This window comes from Acinetobacter terrae (assembly GCF_013004375.1).
GTDB classification, from domain to species: domain Bacteria; phylum Pseudomonadota; class Gammaproteobacteria; order Pseudomonadales; family Moraxellaceae; genus Acinetobacter; species Acinetobacter terrae.
The window spans coordinates 13,356-31,487 of record NZ_JABERI010000002.1; the positions used below are offsets into that span (position 1 = coordinate 13,356).

Annotated in this window: 20 protein-coding genes; 12 read left to right on the plus strand and 8 right to left on the minus strand. The window is 39.0% G+C overall.

The genetic code is table 11. The features are described from left to right. The first annotated feature begins 203 nt into the window (after positions 1 to 203). Positions 204 to 626 (plus strand): hypothetical protein, encoded by a 423-nt coding sequence (locus HLH14_RS15885; protein WP_235940447.1) that lies wholly within the window; start codon positions 204 to 206, stop codon positions 624 to 626. Positions 627 to 1,081: 455 nt separating this feature from the next. On the opposite strand, the gene hemW is transcribed toward HLH14_RS15885, so the two are convergent. Beyond that, complete coding sequence (gene hemW, locus HLH14_RS01865; RefSeq protein WP_171532524.1) at positions 1,082 to 2,236, minus strand: radical SAM family heme chaperone HemW; 1,155 nt, start codon at positions 2,234 to 2,236, stop codon at positions 1,082 to 1,084. A gap of 124 nt (positions 2,237 to 2,360) precedes the next feature. Here hemW and HLH14_RS01870 point away from each other — a divergent pair, with 124 nt between their 5' ends. From HLH14_RS01870 to HLH14_RS01885, 4 genes are all read left to right on the plus strand, one after another. Further along, a complete protein-coding gene (locus tag HLH14_RS01870) occupies positions 2,361 to 2,822 on the plus strand; it encodes a DMT family transporter (protein WP_171532525.1) in 462 nt (153 codons plus the stop codon). 36 nt (positions 2,823 to 2,858) lie between these two features. Next, on the plus strand, positions 2,859 to 4,214 hold the full coding sequence (locus tag HLH14_RS01875) for an MATE family efflux transporter (protein WP_328703806.1): 1,356 nt from the start codon (positions 2,859 to 2,861) through the stop codon (positions 4,212 to 4,214). A 223-nt stretch (positions 4,215 to 4,437) separates the two neighbouring features. After that, positions 4,438 to 5,736, plus strand: coding sequence for an ABC1 kinase family protein (locus HLH14_RS01880; RefSeq protein WP_171532526.1), 1,299 nt, complete (start codon positions 4,438 to 4,440; stop codon positions 5,734 to 5,736). A 120-nt stretch (positions 5,737 to 5,856) separates the two neighbouring features. After that, a complete protein-coding gene (locus tag HLH14_RS01885; RefSeq protein WP_171532527.1) occupies positions 5,857 to 6,111 on the plus strand; it encodes a type B 50S ribosomal protein L31 in 255 nt (84 codons plus the stop codon). A gap of 119 nt (positions 6,112 to 6,230) precedes the next feature. Here HLH14_RS01885 and crcB read toward each other — a convergent pair whose 3' ends face one another. After that, positions 6,231 to 6,611, minus strand: a complete 381-nt coding sequence (crcB, locus tag HLH14_RS01890; RefSeq protein ID WP_171532528.1) for a fluoride efflux transporter CrcB — start codon at positions 6,609 to 6,611, stop codon at positions 6,231 to 6,233. A gap of 178 nt (positions 6,612 to 6,789) precedes the next feature. Here crcB and HLH14_RS01895 point away from each other — a divergent pair, with 178 nt between their 5' ends. After that, positions 6,790 to 7,122, plus strand: coding sequence for a HopJ type III effector protein (locus HLH14_RS01895; protein ID WP_171532529.1), 333 nt, complete (start codon positions 6,790 to 6,792; stop codon positions 7,120 to 7,122). A gap of 133 nt (positions 7,123 to 7,255) precedes the next feature. Here the strand turns inward: HLH14_RS01895 and HLH14_RS01900 are convergent, their stop codons facing one another. Continuing rightward, on the minus strand, positions 7,256 to 7,816 hold the full coding sequence (locus HLH14_RS01900) for a hypothetical protein (protein ID WP_171532530.1): 561 nt from the start codon (positions 7,814 to 7,816) through the stop codon (positions 7,256 to 7,258). A gap of 173 nt (positions 7,817 to 7,989) precedes the next feature. Here HLH14_RS01900 and HLH14_RS01905 point away from each other — a divergent pair, with 173 nt between their 5' ends. Then, complete coding sequence (locus tag HLH14_RS01905; RefSeq protein ID WP_171532531.1) at positions 7,990 to 8,613, plus strand: class I SAM-dependent methyltransferase; 624 nt, start codon at positions 7,990 to 7,992, stop codon at positions 8,611 to 8,613. Positions 8,614 to 8,699: 86 nt separating this feature from the next. Here the strand turns inward: HLH14_RS01905 and HLH14_RS01910 are convergent, their stop codons facing one another. Next, on the minus strand, positions 8,700 to 9,167 hold the full coding sequence (locus HLH14_RS01910; protein WP_067726735.1) for a Holliday junction resolvase-like protein: 468 nt from the start codon (positions 9,165 to 9,167) through the stop codon (positions 8,700 to 8,702). 120 nt (positions 9,168 to 9,287) lie between these two features. Here HLH14_RS01910 and HLH14_RS01915 point away from each other — a divergent pair, with 120 nt between their 5' ends. The 5 genes from HLH14_RS01915 (at position 9,288) to HLH14_RS01935 (ending at position 14,599) form a co-directional block, all read left to right on the plus strand. Then, the gene (locus HLH14_RS01915; protein ID WP_067726737.1) at positions 9,288 to 9,932 is read left to right on the plus strand and encodes a ParA family protein; all 645 of its coding nucleotides are present in this window, start codon (positions 9,288 to 9,290) and stop codon (positions 9,930 to 9,932) included. Positions 9,933 to 10,071: 139 nt separating this feature from the next. After that, positions 10,072 to 11,202 carry an AI-2E family transporter gene (locus tag HLH14_RS01920; RefSeq protein ID WP_171532600.1) on the plus strand — a complete coding sequence of 377 codons (1,131 nt, stop codon included), beginning with the start codon at positions 10,072 to 10,074 and terminating at the stop codon, positions 11,200 to 11,202. 109 nt (positions 11,203 to 11,311) lie between these two features. Then, on the plus strand, positions 11,312 to 11,863 hold the full coding sequence (gene sodC, locus HLH14_RS01925) for a superoxide dismutase family protein (protein WP_171532532.1): 552 nt from the start codon (positions 11,312 to 11,314) through the stop codon (positions 11,861 to 11,863). A 166-nt stretch (positions 11,864 to 12,029) separates the two neighbouring features. Then, on the plus strand, positions 12,030 to 14,180 hold the full coding sequence (gene yccS / locus HLH14_RS01930) for a YccS family putative transporter (protein ID WP_171532533.1): 2,151 nt from the start codon (positions 12,030 to 12,032) through the stop codon (positions 14,178 to 14,180). Positions 14,181 to 14,302: 122 nt separating this feature from the next. Further along, on the plus strand, positions 14,303 to 14,599 hold the full coding sequence (locus HLH14_RS01935) for a DUF3817 domain-containing protein (RefSeq protein WP_171532601.1): 297 nt from the start codon (positions 14,303 to 14,305) through the stop codon (positions 14,597 to 14,599). A 115-nt stretch (positions 14,600 to 14,714) separates the two neighbouring features. Here the strand turns inward: HLH14_RS01935 and craA are convergent, their stop codons facing one another. The 4 genes from craA to HLH14_RS01950 form a co-directional block, all read right to left on the minus strand. Further along, a complete protein-coding gene (craA, locus tag HLH14_RS01940) occupies positions 14,715 to 15,944 on the minus strand; it encodes a chloramphenicol efflux MFS transporter CraA (protein ID WP_171532534.1) in 1,230 nt (409 codons plus the stop codon). 253 nt (positions 15,945 to 16,197) lie between these two features. Beyond that, on the minus strand, positions 16,198 to 17,241 hold the full coding sequence (locus HLH14_RS01945) for an AbiH family protein (protein WP_235940448.1): 1,044 nt from the start codon (positions 17,239 to 17,241) through the stop codon (positions 16,198 to 16,200). A 24-nt stretch (positions 17,242 to 17,265) separates the two neighbouring features. Beyond that, complete coding sequence (locus tag HLH14_RS15890) at positions 17,266 to 17,598, minus strand: AbiH family protein (protein ID WP_235940449.1); 333 nt, start codon at positions 17,596 to 17,598, stop codon at positions 17,266 to 17,268. Positions 17,599 to 17,691: 93 nt separating this feature from the next. Then, positions 17,692 to 18,069 (minus strand): hypothetical protein, encoded by a 378-nt coding sequence (locus HLH14_RS01950; protein WP_067726749.1) that lies wholly within the window; start codon positions 18,067 to 18,069, stop codon positions 17,692 to 17,694. Positions 18,070 to 18,132: the final 63 nt, after the last annotated feature.

Sequence of the window (18,132 nt, forward strand, 5' to 3'; positions counted from 1 at the left end):
CGACTCATCATTCAGAAATAATTTAACTACTCGAGCATTTAGACATAAATTAAAGATCACAAAGGTTTCTTTAAAAATAAGCACCATGACAATGGTCCGCACCCCAAATTGCCACCGATGCCACCTAAACATTGTTAATAAAAAGAGCGCTAAAGCGCTATTTTTATTAAACTTAGAACATTAAAATTTCATGCTTTTATAAGATGACCTTAAAGAATTCAAAAAAAATCCTAGAAATTTCTCAGCGCGCTTTAATTTGCTTCGAAAATAACTTTCCTAGATTCTCTAATATCAATGTCTTTCCTAAGAATTATTGTGAAGAATCTTCTTTAATTTTAAATAGATTATTAAATAATGAAGGAATAACGGATTTTAAACTAATGAAAGGTACCAATGATAAAAATCAACATCATTACTGGTTAGAAAACCAAAAATATGTAATTGATTTAACAGCACATCAATTCGAAGAAACAGCACATCCCTTTATTTTAGTTTTAAAAAATGAATATTCATTAAGAATAGTTTTTCATCAAAATATTCATGAAATAACCAAATTCCCTTATTGGGAGTTTCTTGAAAATCTATACTCTAAAATCAAAGATACTTTTTATAATGAATATAAATAGATACGCGTAATTGCCATTCACAACCTGCTCTAAATTTGAAAAAAATGTTTTTGCGAGGGAATAGCTCAATTAAAGAAGTAGAACAGGTTTTGTGAATGGCGGAAGTTTTTTGTTCTTTTTTAAAAAAGAACCAGACGAAATCCTTTTATACGATGTACAAATGGTAAGACTCCGCTGTGAACCTTTTACTTCAGGTAGTTTTATAGCTGAAGCTCATTCATTACTTTAGTTTCGTCATGAGCAGCAAAGCTGCTGCACAAGAACAAAACCACCTTACGAACACTTGAAACATGTTTCAAATGTTCTCATCGCAAAACTCGTCAAATACCGTCTAATTATTCTGTTCTTCTCAGAAACATTAAACTTTTAATCTTGCGGTGCAATGCACCTCATACCTCAAACAGTTGCGGATGACTTCACCCTGTATCCAAAGTTTTAAAGTTTCACCTTCATTCTTAAAGAAACTCTTCCAATACCGAATTTAAAAACACATGCCCTTGCTCTGTACAAGACAGACGGGTTTGATCTTCAACCATCAACTTACGTGTACGTAATGAGTTTAAAAGTTCATTTAAATCAGCCAAGTCTAAACCTGTACGTTCGTGATAAAGTTTTGCTTCTACACCCTCATTTAAACGCAGGGCATTCATCATAAATTCAAACGGCATGTCTTCATTTTCAATCTTTTTAAATTGAAGATGCTCTGCTGGAACTTTGGCTAAATAGTCTTTCGGCAAACGGGTTTTCTGGAAACGATAGACACCATCAGGTTGGGTGACTTTACCGTGAGCACCTGCGCCAATCGCCAAATAATCGCCAAACTGCCAGTAATTTAAATTATGTGCAGATGGCTTTTCTTTACGCCAAGCCGATACTTCATAGTTCACAAAACCTTGGGCCTTTAAATAGGCTTCGCCCTGTTCCTGAATATCTTCCAACACATCTTCAACAGGTAAAATAGGTTGGGTACGGAAAAATACCGTATTCGGTTCAATGGTCAGCTGATACCATGACACATGGGTTGCGCCATTTTCTACCGCCAGTTTTAAATCCAGTAACGCCTGCTCTAAAGTCTGTTCTGGCAAGCCATGCATCAAATCGACATTGATGCGTTCAAAACCTGCATCGCGGGCTAAATGAATGGCATTGATTGCATCATCATTACTGTGAATACGACCTAATTTTTTCAGGTGATCCGTATTAAAACTTTGCACACCAATGGAAAGACGGTTAATCCCTGCCTCTAAATAACCTGCAAATGGATCGTGCTCCACCGTTCCCGGATTGGCTTCCAAAGTAATTTCACAGCCATCTTCAAACGGAATAATACTTTTCAGTTGCTCGAACAGCCAAACATAACCTTTGGCAGAAATTAACGAGGGTGTACCGCCACCAATAAATACGCTATGAATCTGGCGGCCTTGAGCAAAATCGAGCTGTGTTTTAAAGTCTTCAACCAAAGCCTGTAAATATTCCTGCTCTAAATCTAAAGACAGTTTTCCATCCGGTACTGCATGCGAATTAAAGTCGCAATACGGACACTTCCGCACACACCACGGCATGTGAATATATAAAGACATTGGAACAAGTGCAGGATTTAAATCAGCCAAGGAATAAGCTCAAAACAACAAAACAGGAAGATGAATATTTTAACATGACTGCATCAAGACTCTGAGAAATTCTCCGTGTTATTGTTTTAGACTAAGAAAAACTCAACAAGAATAAATGCTTAATATGATGAAAATATCAGCCCAGTTACTCTTGCTGATGCCCTTAGCCATGGGTATTGGTATTGCCATGACTTTTCAAACTGCAATTAATAGCCAGTTAAGAGAATCTCTATATTCACCTTTGCAAGCCGCCCTTTTATCCTTTTTGGTTGGTACAATAGTGCTCGCTGTGTTGGTGTTTTTTCAAAATGTTGATAAACCTAATCTTACAACTTTGACTCAACTGCCGTGGTTTATGTGGTTGGGTGGGTTTTTAGGGGTTTATGCGATTAGCTTCAGCATTTATACCGCGCCCAAACTGGGGTTTCTCACGCTCACAGGACTGATTGTTTTTGGACAGGTCGTCACCTCAATGTTCCTAGATCATTTTGGTTTATTGGGTACAGAAAAAACAGCGATCAATTGGCAACGTCTATTCGGTGGCGTAGTGATTTTTATTGGTGTGCTTCTCACTTTACAACGCTAACACCTCATTATTCTAAGCACATGATGAGTAATTTTTGTGTCTAATGTCTCGTCGCTTACAACGACCCGTTATGAATTAAAACAACTCTTCCATTTGATGATTCCAATTTTGGTGACTCAATTTTCCCAAGCAGGTTTGGGTCTGATTGATACCATTATGGCGGGGCATCTTTCCCCAACTGACCTTGCTGCCATTGCAGTCGGGGTGGGTTTGTGGATTCCAGTGATGCTGTTATTCAGTGGTATCATGATTGCAACGACTCCTTTGGTTGCCGAAGCCAACGGCGCGCGTACTCCAGAAAAAATTGCTACCATTGCACGGCAGTCACTCTGGGTTGCCTTTGTTTTAGGGATTATTGCCGCACTGATTTTACAGGTCATGCCGTTTTTATTGCCTGTTTTGGGCGTACCTGAAGCGTTACTGCCTAAAGCAAGTTTATTCTTGCATGCCATTGGTTTAGGTATGCCAGCAGTCACCATGTATGCAGCGCTACGCGGCTACTCTGAAGCACTGGGCTATCCACGTCCTGTCACAGCGATTAGTCTGGGCGCATTGGTTGCATTGGTTCCACTGAACTTTATTTTTATGTATGGCTTAGGTCCAATTCCTGAACTGGGCAGCGCAGGCTGTGGTTTTGCGACTGCTATTTTGCAATGGCTGATGTTCATTGCTTTGGCGATGTATGTGTTTAAAGGCAAGGCTTACCGTAAAACCCAAGTCTTTGCCGCATGGGAAAAAATTGATCCGTATTGGGTAAAACGTATTTTACAGCTCGGTTTCCCGATTGGTTTAGCGATCTTTTTTGAAGTCAGTATTTTCAGTACCGCCGCGATTGTTTTAAGTCCTTTGGGCGAAACCTTGGTAGCAGCACACCAGATTGCCATTTCCGTGACCTCACAGTTATTTATGATTCCAATGTCACTCGCGATCGCACTCACCATTCGTATTGGGACTTATTATGGTGAACAGAACTGGCTGGCGATGCGTAAAGTTCAGTATCTGGGATTATTGACCGGCACGGTTTTAGCAATCGCCACCATGGCGCTGATCTGGTTCTTCCGTCCTGAAATTGTCTCGATTTACACTTCAGATTATGAGGTGGCACAAGTGGCGATGTATCTGTTGTTATTCGCAATTGCCTATCAGTTGATGGATGCATGGCAAGTCAGTGCAGCAGGTTGCCTGCGTGGTATGCAAGATACCAAAGGTCCAATGTGGATCACCATGATCGCCTATTGGGTGATTGCTTTCCCTGTTGGGGTCTACTTGGCACGCTTTACAGAAATGAAAGCGGCTGGGGTTTGGGTCGGCTTGATTGTTGGTTTAACTGTTGCCTGTGTGCTGTTATTGACCCGTTTATTTATGATTAATAACCGGATCAAAACTGCTTAAATATCCCGATCTCATTCCTTTTCTCATGAAAAAGGAATGAGATGAACAACAAGATGAGTAAGAAACAATCACAATCACTTCATTAATTTAAGCTGCAAAAAATACTTTTAATTTTTAAAATCGAACAGTAAAAATGCAGCTTTTAACAATTTAAAGTAGGCAATATTAAGTTTAACGCCTATGATCATTGAAACACATCTTTGATGATCTTGAGGAATATCGCATGGCAAAAACGGCTAGCACACCCGGTCGTCGTTTTATGAAACTTGCCACTATGACGGCGAGCATCGCAACTAAAACCGTCTCAAATAAGATCAAAAATTTTAATGCCGATGAAGAACAAAAAAATGCCTCGCGCAGTAAACTTTTTCAAGATATAGGTCTACAAATTGCGGATACCCTTGGGGAAATGAAAGGTGCGGTCATGAAAGTGGGGCAAATTGCTTCACAATATAAAGACATCTTTCCGCCTGAAGTCGCTCGCGCCATTAGCAAGTTACAGCGCCAAGCCCCTGCGATGCCTTTTGCTGAAATTAAAGCTCAAGTCGAAAAAGAGCTGGGTAAACCGCTCAATCAAATCTTTAAACACTTCGATGAACAGCCTTTTGCCGCCGCTTCGATAGGACAAGTGCACAAAGCTTTTCTGCCGAATGGTCAGCAAGTTGTGGTTAAGGTGCAATATCCGGGTGTCGATGAAGCCTGCGAAAGTGATCTGAAACAAGTGCGTTTGGCTTTACGTTTAATGGGTGTGCTAAAAGTCGATCGTAAATTACAAGATCGACTGTTCAAGGAAATTCAGGAAAGTCTGGACAATGAATTGAATTATGAGATTGAAGCGCAAAATTTAGAAGTCGCGCGTACATTCCATAAAACCCTAGACAATAAAATTATTATTCCGCAAGTTTATAAAGACTATTCTTCACGACACATTTTAACCCTGAGCCTAGAACAGGGTGAAAGTATTGAAACTGCCAGCACCTGGTCTCAAGCAACTCGTAATGAACTGGGGCGCCGTTTATTCCGTGCCATTGGGCAAGAGATTTTCTATTTAAAACGCTTCCATTGCGACCCGCATCCGGGAAACTTTGCTTTCCGTGAAGATGGTACGGTGATTATTTACGATTACGGCGGTGTAAAAACATTATCCAGTGCAACTGTACAGCACTTTAAACATTTGGTTCAGTCTGCCCGTGAAGGCAATATTGCCGAGATGGAGCAACAGCTGGATGCCTTACATGCCATTTCCGAACAAGGGAAATTCCCGGCTGAACTCTATAATCAATGGTTAGAAGTCCTCATGCGCCCCCTCACCACCATGTATGATTTTGAAGAAAATTCAGCACATCATGATGGCATGGAGTTGCTTAAACCTTCATTGAAGTATTGGGATGTATTTAAGCCTTCACCAGAAACATTGATGGTAAATCGTACCGTGTCTGGACATTACTGGAACATGATTCATTTAAAAATGCATGACAATCTTAATGACCTGTTTGATGAACTGGTGCCACCGCGCCAATAAACTATTAATAAAACCCAAATACAGCTCCTGATTTGGGTTTTATTTGCCAAAATATTTTATTTGATAAAAGATATGTTATGTTATAACATATCTATGTTAACAATGATTTTGGAGTCCATCATGCGCGCTAACATCCATCCAGAATATCGTGAAGTGCTGTTCCATGACACCAATGCGGATGCCTATTTCATTATTGGCAGTACCTTGCAAACCCAGCAAACTAAAAGCTATCAAGGTCAGGACTATCCTTATGTGACTTTAGATGTCTCAAGTGCATCCCATCCGTTTTATACAGGTGAGCAACGTCAAGCGAGCAATGAAGGTCGCGTGGCAAGTTTCAATAAACGTTTTGCGCGTTTCAAACGCTCACATTAACTTCATATTATTTTAAGATTTCAACGTTAGTCTTAAAACTTGAAAAGCCCAAGCATTCTCCTCCAGCTTGGGCTTCTTTTTTATCTATTGTATTTTTTAGCTCAAACAGTATTCAGGTTTTATTTGCTGTGTAATAACCATTGAAACAGATAAAAACCCAATGCCAAAAATATTACACCTATAATCACACTTGAAATTACATAGCCCAAAGCGAGTGTGGTCTGACCATGTTTTAACAGCTGAAAGGTTTCCAGACCAAAACTCGAAAATGTGGTAAAGCCCCCTAAAATACCGACCATCAAGAACAAGCGCGCTTCATTTTGCAAGCTCGGAAATTTTTGGCTATAAGCAAAAAAAATACCGGCGAGCAAGCAGCCAGAGATATTCACCCACCATGTAGTCCATGGGAATACGCTTGTCGGTTTAAGCAAAAACACCCCTGCGCCATAACGCAAACTTGCGCCAATTGCACCACCCATCGCCACCAATAACCAGCTCATTTATTTCGTCCAATACAGGTCGTGTACAACATGTCTTTTATCCACAACCTTGTCATGATTAAGCCCATACTTTTGCATGAATCTGTATTTTTTACAAAGAAATAATGCTGAATAAAACACGTAAAAATTGTTATAGTCTTGCGGTTAAATTCACTATTTCTATGGATTGATGAAAATTATGGCTCAAGATTTATTGGCACAACTTCAAGCAGGCGAAGCGAAATTTGCAGATGTGATTGCGTATATTGAAGCACGTTATAATCACACGCCAACTGCATTTAAAAATGGCCAACAAGCCAATGCTGCCACTGAAAATCAAGGCAGTGCAAAAGTGTTTTCTTTTGCTCAACTGAATGGTTTAGATCAAGCGCAAACTTTAAGTTTATTCGCGGAACATTATGCTGCGGTGCTAGCGACACCTGAAGCAACGGATCACCAAAATATTCGCCAGTTTATGCAAAATGGTTGGGATGGCATTCAGTTTGAAGCTCAAGCCTTAACTGCAAAATAAGTTTCTTATATAAAAAAGCCCACTTTATTAAAGTGGGCTTTTTACTCATCCCTTAGAAAAAGGTAGGTCGGGTGGAATTTAAAAATTATTTAAATCAAAAAGCGTCCTTTTCCAAACAGGGACTTTAAAAGGATTAACCTTTTACTTTTTCAATCCATTCAATTGAACTGACGCGGAATAACTCGCAGGCACCATCGCCGGTATCTGTTGGAGTTAATGATGAAGTCCAGACCAAATCTTTATCTTTAATTTCAACCAACTCACCTTTTAAACGCACCAGATCACCACGTTTTACATTTTTAATTTGTTTGGCAATGTGTGGGTTTGCAGGAATGATGTGCATATTCGACACCATCTGCATGGCTTGCTCTTTTGGCACAGGCAGACGATCGATCTTCCAGTTTAGATAACGGTCATATTGATTGACGGATATATGTCGTGCAATTTCAGGTTCAGCAAATAAGCCCCAACTCACAGCATAATCAATCGGCGAAAATTTAGCCTGCTCATCACTGGTATAAATTTTCGATCCTAAAATACGAAAATCACCTCTAAAAGCTTGCAGCTTTTTAATCGACTGGTCTTTAGAAACAGGTGCCAAACCTTTAGAAATATTATGATCGACAGATGCGCTGGCGCTCACTTGTAACATGCAAGTTGCAAGTAAAGCACTGAATAATAATTGTCTAGTCATCTGCGTACCTCAAAAACGAATTTCTTTATTTTCAACTCTTATCTTAAGTCATGAAACTTAAATCACCATATGGACTTGGTAACAATATAGATATATTCAGTCACTTTTTTGTCTTATTAATTGACTGAAATATCCATTAAGCTAAATACATATCAAGAAAAATTAAGCGATCGATGATTTATAAATTTTATCAACAGCATATTTTCCCGCATTTACTCAATCAAGTGATGCAAACGCCTAGCCTGATGGAGCAACGTCGAGAATTACTGTTACCGATTTCAGGTGAAGTTCTAGAAATTGGCTTTGGTCCCGGAGTGAATCTGCCTTTTTATCAAAATATCGATACGCTATATGCACTCGAACCGAATGCAGATATTTATCAACTGGCAAGCAAGCGCGTGCATGAAAGTGCGATACATGTCCAGCATGTTCAGGCCAGTGCAGAAAAGCTGCCTTTTGCGGATAATAGCATCGAGCATATTGTCAGTACCTGGACTTTATGCAGTATTGAACATTTACCACAGGCTTTAAATGAGTTGCATCGTGTCATCAAACCGACCGGTACTTTGCATTTGGTCGAGCATGTTCAATATCAGGACAACCCTACCCTTAAGCATTTACAGAATTTACTGACTCCGATCCAAAAGCGTTTGGCCGATGGCTGTCACTTAAACCGTAATATTGAACAAGCCCTGTTAGATGCAAATTTCAGCTTTAAAGAACAACATTATTTTGATGCGGCTGGTATTCCCAAAATTGGCAGTCGCATGTTCTTTGCCCGTGCTCAAAAAGCATAGAAGTTAAATTCACCCAGCCTCAAACCCTTTGCTCAATAAGTCTGTTGCCCAGATTAAATCTGGGCAAATTGTTTAGCTACACCATATTAATCATTAAAGTCGATACGAACGGTTTCAAAACGCACCCGTCCATCACGAATGGCTTGGGCAATGGCTTGTTGTCCTTTAGTGAGTCGTGCCCCACCACTTTTAATATCAATCAGCACCACTTCAATATCTTCAGCTCGCCCTTCCCCATCGCGTAAGTCGGTATAACCATCAAATACCACGTAATCGACCGGATCTCCCAAGAATTTGGCATCACTGGGCAAGTATTGAAACTCGGGCATAATCGGCGCCATCTGCTCTGCCATTTTGCCTTTTAACACCGCACGACTGGTATTGACACTACGCTTTTGCGCACTGATTAAAGCCTGTTGATGCTCTAACTCTAGCTCGGCAATATATTGTTCATATTCCGCTTTGACCCGTCCATTACGGGTATTGCTTAAAATCAGGGTGGTTAACACCACCCCTATACACGCACCAATCAACATTGCCATCCAGATGGACATTATTTTTTCCTAATCCAAAAAAGTACCGCCACATGTATCTTTAAGACTTTTGTCATGTGTCATATTCGTCGCATCAAACAATGATATGCTAGGGCGGAGCAGAATAAAATCGTCAGGGTCATGAAAACAATCTTAATTGCAAATCAAAAAGGTGGATGTGGCAAAACCATTACCGCAATCAGCCTCGCTGCCGCTTTAGCACAAAAAGGTTATCGGGTTGCACTTGCCGATGCCGACAACCAAAAATCAACTTTGCAATGGCTTAAACACCGCCCTGAAGATGCTGCCCCGATTCAAAGCCTGGACTGGCGTCCGGGAAAATCGATTGATAATGTACCTAAAAATTTAGAATATCTGATTATTGATGCGCCTGGGGCACTTTCTGGTGAACATGCGGAACAACTGATTGGTGAAGCGCATGCAATTATTACCCCATTACAACCTTCATTTTTCGATATCGACAGCACGCGCCGTTTCTTAAAACATTTACAAGACATCAAACGTATTCGTAAAGGTAAAGTACAAATTTTGCTTTTAGCTAATCGCGTTAAAGCCAATAGTGCCAGCGCTAAAGAAATTCAGGATTTTTTCAACAAAATTGAACAGCAACCTGTCGCCTGGATTTCTGAACGCACGGCTTATAGTCAGCTGGCGATGCAAGGTCTAACCGTGTTTGATAAAACGCAAAAAAATTATTTAAGCATGCAAAATCAGTGGCAGCCGGTTTTAAATGCCATTATTGATGATCCGACTAAATGGTTTTAGCCTCATATAGGCTATGTCTTCATGCCTAGAAACTGGATTTGTTTATTCATTATTCACTAGAACTTACTCGGCTTTCATTTTCGCGAGCTTTTTTTTCAGTTAAGATGGCATGGACCTTAGAAACAAATCAGTGAATGCAGTGCAACAGTACGCGCCAACATTACAAAAAGTATTATTATTTGGATTATTTTTCATCCTCCTTTTTTTGAGCTGGAACGTTCTCAAATATTTTATTGTGCCTGTACTTTGGGCAGCCATTATTGCTTATATGACCTGGCCCTGGTATCAATGGATTTATCGCAAGTCTGGCTCACGTGCCACGCTGAGTGCGACCATCATGATCAGCCTAATCATTTTGCTGATTGGTATTCCGCTGACCTTTGGCATTTTCATGCTGCAACATGAAGGTCGAAATTTATATTATGAATTGCAAAAACAGGTGTTCTCGGGTCATTTAAATGTTCCGCAATTTATTCGCGACTTACCGTTTATAGGCAAGGAAATTAACCGTACTTTACATGACATCAATACTGACCCGAACAGTATTGTGCAAACCGTTTCCAGTTGGATTCAGGGTCATCTCAATTACGGGCGTTTCGTTTTAAATGAAATTGGTAAAAATATCGTCAAGCTATGTTTTGCCGTATTGTCACTGTTCTTTTTTTACCGTGACGGTCAAATCATTCTGAACCAAGTCAGCAAAGCCTTGGAAATGATTATTGGCCCACGGATTCATCATTATTTAGATACCATTTCTGAAACGACACGTGCTGTAGTGTATGGGGTCGGTTTAACCGCGGTGGCGCAAGCAATATTAGCCGGTTTAAGTTATTTTGTTGCCGGTGTACCCAACCCGATGGTACTGACCATTGTAACCTTCTTATTGGCACTGATTCCGTTTGGAACACCAATTGCTTACGGTTCAGTTGCATTATGGCTGTTCTCACAAGGGCAAACCATGGAAGCCATTGGAGTGATGGTCTGGGGTGTCTGTATTGTCAGTACTTCGGATAATGTGATTCGTCCACTGGTGATTTCAGGTGCCACCCAAATTCCGTTCCTGCTGATTATGTTCGGGGTTCTAGGTGGTATTGCGAGTTTTGGTCTGGTCGGTCTGTTTATTGGTCCGGTGATTCTTGCAGTGTTGCTGGCGATTTGGCGTGAATGGCTACATGAAACCAATGAATTTGGTCCGTTCATGATGCCGAAATCGACCATGGCTTATGATCTTGATGATGATAAAAACGAATCAAATCCAGATAAAAGCTAAGCTTCAAGTTTAAGAAACTCATACATTCAAATACTTAATCAACATTGAATTACATCCGATGCCTTGTTTGAATGGTCAAGGTCATAATAAAACAAAAGGATGTAACTCAATGTTGTCTTCACTGTTCAAATTAACGACGCTCTGTGCCATTGCTGGCTTTGCCCTGGTCGGATGTACTCACTCGCCCAGTTCATCTTCAAGCAATGAAAATCAAGTCACTGTTCATGCTGTATCCGCTCAAGGGGTAGGTAAAGCAATTGGTACCATCCAGTTCAAAGACAGCCCAGCCGGTTTAGTGATTGTTACTCATTTATCTGAACTGCCACCTGGACCTCACGGTTTCCATATCCATGAAAAAGGTTCCTGTGACCCTGCTGAAAAAGATGGAAAAATCGGTGCGGCAATTGCTGCAGGTGGTCATTTCAACCCGAATCACGCACCGCATCACGGCACTCCAATTACCGGTCATTTAGGGGATTTACCTGTATTAAATGTTGATGCCCAAGGTAATGCAAAGGTCTCTTTAGTAGCACCACGTTTAAAACTGGCCAATATTCAAGGTTTGGCAGTGATGGTGCATGCCGGTGGTGATAACTATTCCGACCAACCGAAACCTTTAGGTGGTGGCGGAGATCGTATTGCCTGTGGCTTAATTCGATAATTATTCCTTCAAAAATATAAATAAAAAGCAGACACAAGGTCTGCTTTTTAGCTGCATAAATTGTGAAATAAATCAAACAAGTTCCGCAATTAAAAACGATCATAAATTGACACGACAAATAAAAAAGTTCACGCTGTATCCACAATAATTTCTCTTTAGAAGAATCGTGAATAGCCTGAAAGATTTGCTTCAACGCTTTAAATCCAATTCCATTCTGATCTATTGCTTCCAAATTTTTATTGTCCTGACTGGAACCACATTAGGCTTACTGTTTTTAGGTTATGAAGCTTTAATTGTTCCAGTAACCTTGGGTGCTATTGCCACTGCCCTGACCGATTTTGATGATCGCCTGAGTATTCGCTTACGCAATCTGGTCTATGTCTGCATTCTGTTTTTTGGCGTCAGTAGCATTCTTGAATTTCTCTATCCTTATAAACTGCTTTTTATTCTGTATTTATCGTTGTCGAGTGCCGCATTTATTTTAATGGGTGCACTGGGTCAGCGTTATGCCACCATTTCCTTTGGCACCATTTTATTGTCCATTTACACCATGTTTGGACTGGGTGAATACAGCGAATGGTATCAGCAGCCGAGCTATTTTGTACTGGGTGCGGTGTGGTATGGACTGACTTCAATCATCTTTTATTTACTCAAACCGACTCAAGCAGTCCAAGACAATTTAGCGGCCAATTTCAATGCCATTGCCGCATTACTGTTGGCTAAAGCCCGTCTGTTTGACCCGGATAATACCGACAATATTGAGCCGCTACTGTATGAACTTTCATTAAAAAACAGTGAAGTGGTACAAAGCCTGAATACCACCAAGGCATCTTTACTCACCCGTTTAAAAGCCTCTCGTGCCAATAAAAATACCATTTACTGGCTAAATCTTTATTTTTTAGCGCAAGACATTCACGAACAGGCAACATCCAATTATCTACATTATGAAAATATTCATAAAAATTTTAGCCGTACCGACCTGATTTTCCGGATTCAAAAGAATGTAAAACTGCATGCTTTATCGTGTCAGAAACTGGCGCACGATATTCTGACCCATCAAACCTATCAGTCCAATCCAGATACAGATATTGCGATTGCCAATTTAGAAAACTCGATTAATTTATGGATTGAAGAAAATCCGCAGAATCTGGAAGTGAAAAACCTGCTGCTGATTTTGCGCAATTTGAAAAAAATTCAGGAACAATTTTTAAATTTAAGTCATGAGCAAAATAATTATCGTCAAAACTATCTCCAGCATCAGGAAAATATAAATCTGCTGGATGATGATATTCATGATGTGCCCGATTTATGGCTCAAACTAAAACAACATCTCACGCCTAATTCAGCGCTATTTCGTCATGCGGTACGGATTGCCTTTGTTTTTGCCGTGGGTTATGCCATCTCATTAATGCCATTCGCCAAAAATGGTTACTGGATTTTATTGACCAGTTTATTTGTCTGTCAGATCAGTTATTTCGCTACTAAAAGCCGCTTAAAACTGCGTACTTTAGGCACCATTTTAGGCGTTATTTTGGGCATTCCAGTTTTATATTTTGTTCCGAGTATTGAAGGACAACTGGTTCTGACCATTATTTCTGGCGTGTATTTTTTCTATCTACGCTCCAAAAAATATGCCATGGCAACACTGATGGCAACCTTAATGGTTCTGCTAATCTTTAATTTAAAAGGTGCAGGCTATGCCATTATTTTACCGCGCATTGTCGATACCCTTTTAGGCTGCTTAATTGCATGGTTTGCGGTCAGTTTTATCTGGCCAGACTGGAATTTCCGTAATATTTCCAGCACCATCAAGAAAAGTAACCAAGCGACTTTGGACTATTTCGATGCGGTGGTGAAGCAATACCAATTCGGTAAAAATAACAGTCTGGATTACCGTCAAGCACGTCGCACCGCGCACAACGCGCAAATTGAACTGTCGAGCATGATTTCCAGTTTAAGTACTGAACCGAATCCTGACCAAGCGTTGATTCATTCTGCCTTTCGCTATCTGGTTTATAGCCATAGCCAATTGAGCTATGTTTCGGCTTTGGGCAGTCACCGTGAACAGGTTCAAGATGCTCAAGTGCTGGATTTAATGCTGTGGTGTAAAGACACTTTATTCGCCGTACTATTACAGCAACAGCCTTTAGCTGAAGATAAAATCCAGGCCAAGCTTCAGGAAATTAAACAGATGAGTACGCAAGAAAATCTGTCTCAAGATTTATTGCTAGTACTGAAACAGATCAGCTTATTACTGGAAACGCTACCTGAATTGCTTAATTTACACAGCCAACTGCTGAAGCAGGAAATTAAATAACCCGAGTTAAATGGTTGGTTATAAGTATTTGATATATTTTAAAATATATTTAATCTTTTCATTCACCGCTGCTGCAATATTGAGTAAACTCATGCTTCATTCTCATTGATTTAAGCATGACCATGAATATTCAAACTTTACGTGTTGTCGGTCTTTTGGAAGGTATTTCCTTTCTGCTGCTTTTGTTCATCGCGATGCCGATGAAATATATGTTGGACAATCCAATTTTGGTGAAATATGTCGGCATGGGGCACGGCGTACTGTTCATGCTGTTTTTAATCGTGTTATTTACAGTATGTGAAAAACAGAAATGGTCGATTTATATGTTTATTCTGGGGTTAATCGCATCAATTTTACCGTTTGGCACTTTTGTTTTCGATCGCAAATTAAAGGCTTTTGAGCAACTGATCACTGAATAAAATATTACTTTTCATCTTTAACCCTCATCTCCTTTTTAGCAGATGAGGGTTAAATACAAAGTGCCTTTCTGCAAACTCTCTCACCATGAGACAGTAAAACCCATCTCGCAGATTATTAAAACCTTCCCTGCTCTACACGTTCTTTTAAAATTTCTTTGAGCATCGTTCGAGGGAAACTAAACCAAAGCGCGATTAAAACAAAACACGCGAGGCTATATGCCCACAAATGGTATTGCTCATACATGATCCGAACCAGTTCAATAATAAAAAAGAAACTAAACATCAACAGCATCGAAACAGCTGCTGCGACTGTTCCTTTAGATATTTCTGAAGACATCAGCGCAAAACGGTAAAGCACCGAAAAACTAATCCCCTCACCAAAGCTAAGTAAGGTCATGCCTGCAATTAGGCACCAGATCAGATAATCCTGCCAAATTACACCTGCAATTAAAACGACTGTTCCGAGCAACATAATCGGCAAACCGATCAGCACTGATTTACCCAAAGCCAGCTTGTCGATAATTTTAATCAGCACAATATTGCCGAGGATTAATCCTCCCAATACCGGAAATTGCGCCAAGCCATATTGCATGCTGCTAAAGCCCAACTCTTCCACCAATATCACAGGTGAAAGTGCAATCCACAGCATCAGCGGCATACTGACCATCGGCAATGCCAAAGTCATACCTAAAAAGCGTTTGTTTTTATAGACTTGTTTAAAGTCATCCAGAATATAACTGATAGGCTGTCTGGGAATGCTTAATTTCGTGTCCGGCATTTTGGCTTTTAGACCAAACCAGCTTAAAAAGGCCAAAAATGCGATACCCACAAAACCCCAATGCCAAGAGATATGATCAATCAGAAATGCACCGACCACAGGACCCAGTAATGGCGCAAGCAATGAAATATTTGCCATCAGCGCCATGACTTTAATCGCATCACGTTCTTCAAAGGTTTCCTGAATCGCAGCATAACCGACTGCGGAAATAACTGTTAAGCCAATCCCTTGTAAAAAGCGCAGGGCTAAAAAGCTTTCAATATTTTGGGTGAGTAAAATCAGTAAGCAGCACAGCACAAAAAATATGACGCCAGCGAGTAATACTTTTTTTCGTCCAAGTCGGTCGGACAATGGACCCAGCAACCAAGCCACACATGCCCCACCCAACAGGTAAAAGGACATGGAAGATGGTGCCCATGAACTGCTTACGCCAAAGTCTTTGGTAATGGCGAGCATGGCAGGTTGGACTAAGTCGTTGCCGATATAGACGGAAAATTCAAACAGAACCAATGCCAATGGGAACATAAGCGTGGCACGGTTTAAGGTGGCGGTTTGAACTTTTTGCATTGTTTTTCTACATATGGTTATAGGCTTGCGGAGCTAAACACTATTTTTAGGGAGATCAGTATTCGCCCAATGACAAGCATTGAGTATTTAAATTAAATTTTGAAAAATATATAAAGCAATAAAAGGTTCAAACAATGATTTTTAAATCATGTTTCATTCATAAAACAATTAGATTTCAAAGATGGATACTCAAACAAATACACCTACTTGATTGAGTAGGTGTAGTTTAACAGACACCATAAAAAGTTAGAAATTAAGCTGGTTCTAATTTTGAAAGTTCTATAGGCTCGATTCCATTGATATCAGCAATATTCGGATTCTCTTCAAATTTAAGCCATTCTTTTTTCATCCATTTTTCAACTTTTTCTTTTCCTAAAATATGAATCAAATTTGCAAGCAAATCAAAATTAGCTTGTTTATTAAAATAATAGATTACAATTCTTACATTTTGATCGTATGGCTCATTAAAAGAAAATAATTCTTTAATATAAATATTATCTGAATAATCTAAAGAATGCCCCCAGACAAAAAAGATCAAATTTAAACTATTATCTTCCAAGACTTTTTGAATTTTCTGCCCAATCAATTTAACAGATCCTGTTCCATTTGCTGAACGATTTAACCAAAAATCTTTAGTCAGCTCTACTTCCTGCTGAACTTTCTCATTAGCTATTAGAAATTCTTCAATAAAATTATAATCAGTATTTAAAATGAGCTTTTGACAATATTTAGTAAAACCCCATAAATCAAATTTACGTAAAAATTGAATATTTAGATCTGATACACCCAATACAATTTCATTTTGATCACCAATCTTTCCATGTAAAAAGTAAGAATCAATATTCGACTTATATAATCTTGAAAAAGTAGAAGTATAATTAAAGGAATAGACTTGGTTTATATTATCCAAGATAGGAACATATAAATTTTCATTTATATTTTTAAAATTATTTATAATATTTAAATAATTAGTAAAAATAACTCCAAAATCCAATAAAGATTTATTTAAAAAACTTGTAACATCTTTGTATGAATATTCATCATACCCTTTAAATTTCTTTATAAATTTTTCAGAATTATTCTCAAAACTTTTATTCCAACTACTATTGTAGTCAACTATTTTTCCACCATAGGTAGTATCTACAAATCTATATTCCACATCTAATATTTTTAGTAAATCCAATATTCTTATATTTTTTTGGCTCAAGTAATATTCTTTTCCTTCTCTCTTTTTCAATAAAGACAAAATATTATCTAAGGAATTATTCTTTTCTAAATGTAGTTCTATTTCCTCCATAAAATTACATACTACTTCTAGTGCTTATTCTATTTTTAGTTCAAAATCAATCCAAGTTTTAACCTCTTTAACATGATCGGAAAAATACTGATACCAAACATTTTCTTCTAATTGCTTTTTTAGCTTTTCAATTCGTTCTCCAGAAATTTTAATTTCGTCAGTTTTATACATCGCTTTGGTATAACCAAAAAAATAATCTTCTTTTTCATATAACGAACCAAAAAGATCATCAAATCCCATATCTTCTTTTGGCTCATCCCAATTTTCAATAGCCTGCATTGCTACCATAAAATGGTCATACTTTGTCGGCAAGTAATGTGACAAATCAAAGCCATTGCCGACAATTAAAATATTCATTTTTATTTATCCCCAAACGCAAAAAAGCGCATCAATCGATACGCTTTTTATGAGGCATTACAGCCTAATTTTCAACTATAAATCAAATATTTATTAAGAGCATTTTGCTTTTTGAAAAGACTTGGTATTTTTGCTGCGCATACATTGATACTCAGTTTGCGTACCTGTTTTCTTCCAGTCACCATCTACATTTTTAAAACTGTACGTGGTACGAATCGAACGAACCGAATCATCTTTTAAACCCGTTTCAGTCACTTTTACCTGTGCAGCAGTGGGTGACTCGGCACTGTTAAAATATTGACGAATCTCAACCGTTGCCGAGTTCTTACGCAAATCAGGTCTTTCTTTTAAGACTTGTTGCAAAGGCGTACCGGATGAACCAAGATTCACTTTAGACGCTAATTTTTGTGTCGTTGCACAGCCCGACATTAACCCTAAACAAATGACTGAGGCAGAGAGTAGACGTAACATTGGGAAATTTCCCCCATAAAAAAAAAGGCACTGCATCTATGATGCCATGCCTTTTTTTCTGAC

Coding starts and splice junctions, on each gene's coding strand:
- HLH14_RS15885 (WP_235940447.1), top strand. CDS start 204: ATGACCTTAAAGAATTCAAAAAAAATCCTAGAAATTTCTCAGCGCGCT.
- HLH14_RS01945 (WP_235940448.1), bottom strand. CDS start 17,241: ATGGAGGAAATAGAACTACATTTAGAAAAGAATAATTCCTTAGATAAT.
- HLH14_RS15890 (WP_235940449.1), bottom strand. CDS start 17,598: ATGAATATTTTAATTGTCGGCAATGGCTTTGATTTGTCACATTACTTG.
- HLH14_RS01910 (WP_067726735.1), bottom strand. CDS start 9,167: ATGTCCATCTGGATGGCAATGTTGATTGGTGCGTGTATAGGGGTGGTG.
- HLH14_RS01885 (WP_171532527.1), top strand. CDS start 5,857: ATGCGCGCTAACATCCATCCAGAATATCGTGAAGTGCTGTTCCATGAC.
- sodC (WP_171532532.1), top strand. CDS start 11,312: ATGTTGTCTTCACTGTTCAAATTAACGACGCTCTGTGCCATTGCTGGC.
- HLH14_RS01870 (WP_171532525.1), top strand. CDS start 2,361: ATGATGAAAATATCAGCCCAGTTACTCTTGCTGATGCCCTTAGCCATG.
- HLH14_RS01935 (WP_171532601.1), top strand. CDS start 14,303: ATGAATATTCAAACTTTACGTGTTGTCGGTCTTTTGGAAGGTATTTCC.
- HLH14_RS01950 (WP_067726749.1), bottom strand. CDS start 18,069: ATGTTACGTCTACTCTCTGCCTCAGTCATTTGTTTAGGGTTAATGTCG.
- HLH14_RS01895 (WP_171532529.1), top strand. CDS start 6,790: ATGGCTCAAGATTTATTGGCACAACTTCAAGCAGGCGAAGCGAAATTT.
- HLH14_RS01880 (WP_171532526.1), top strand. CDS start 4,438: ATGGCAAAAACGGCTAGCACACCCGGTCGTCGTTTTATGAAACTTGCC.
- HLH14_RS01905 (WP_171532531.1), top strand. CDS start 7,990: ATGATTTATAAATTTTATCAACAGCATATTTTCCCGCATTTACTCAAT.
- HLH14_RS01900 (WP_171532530.1), bottom strand. CDS start 7,816: ATGACTAGACAATTATTATTCAGTGCTTTACTTGCAACTTGCATGTTA.
- HLH14_RS01915 (WP_067726737.1), top strand. CDS start 9,288: ATGAAAACAATCTTAATTGCAAATCAAAAAGGTGGATGTGGCAAAACC.
- crcB (WP_171532528.1), bottom strand. CDS start 6,611: ATGAGCTGGTTATTGGTGGCGATGGGTGGTGCAATTGGCGCAAGTTTG.
- craA (WP_171532534.1), bottom strand. CDS start 15,944: ATGCAAAAAGTTCAAACCGCCACCTTAAACCGTGCCACGCTTATGTTC.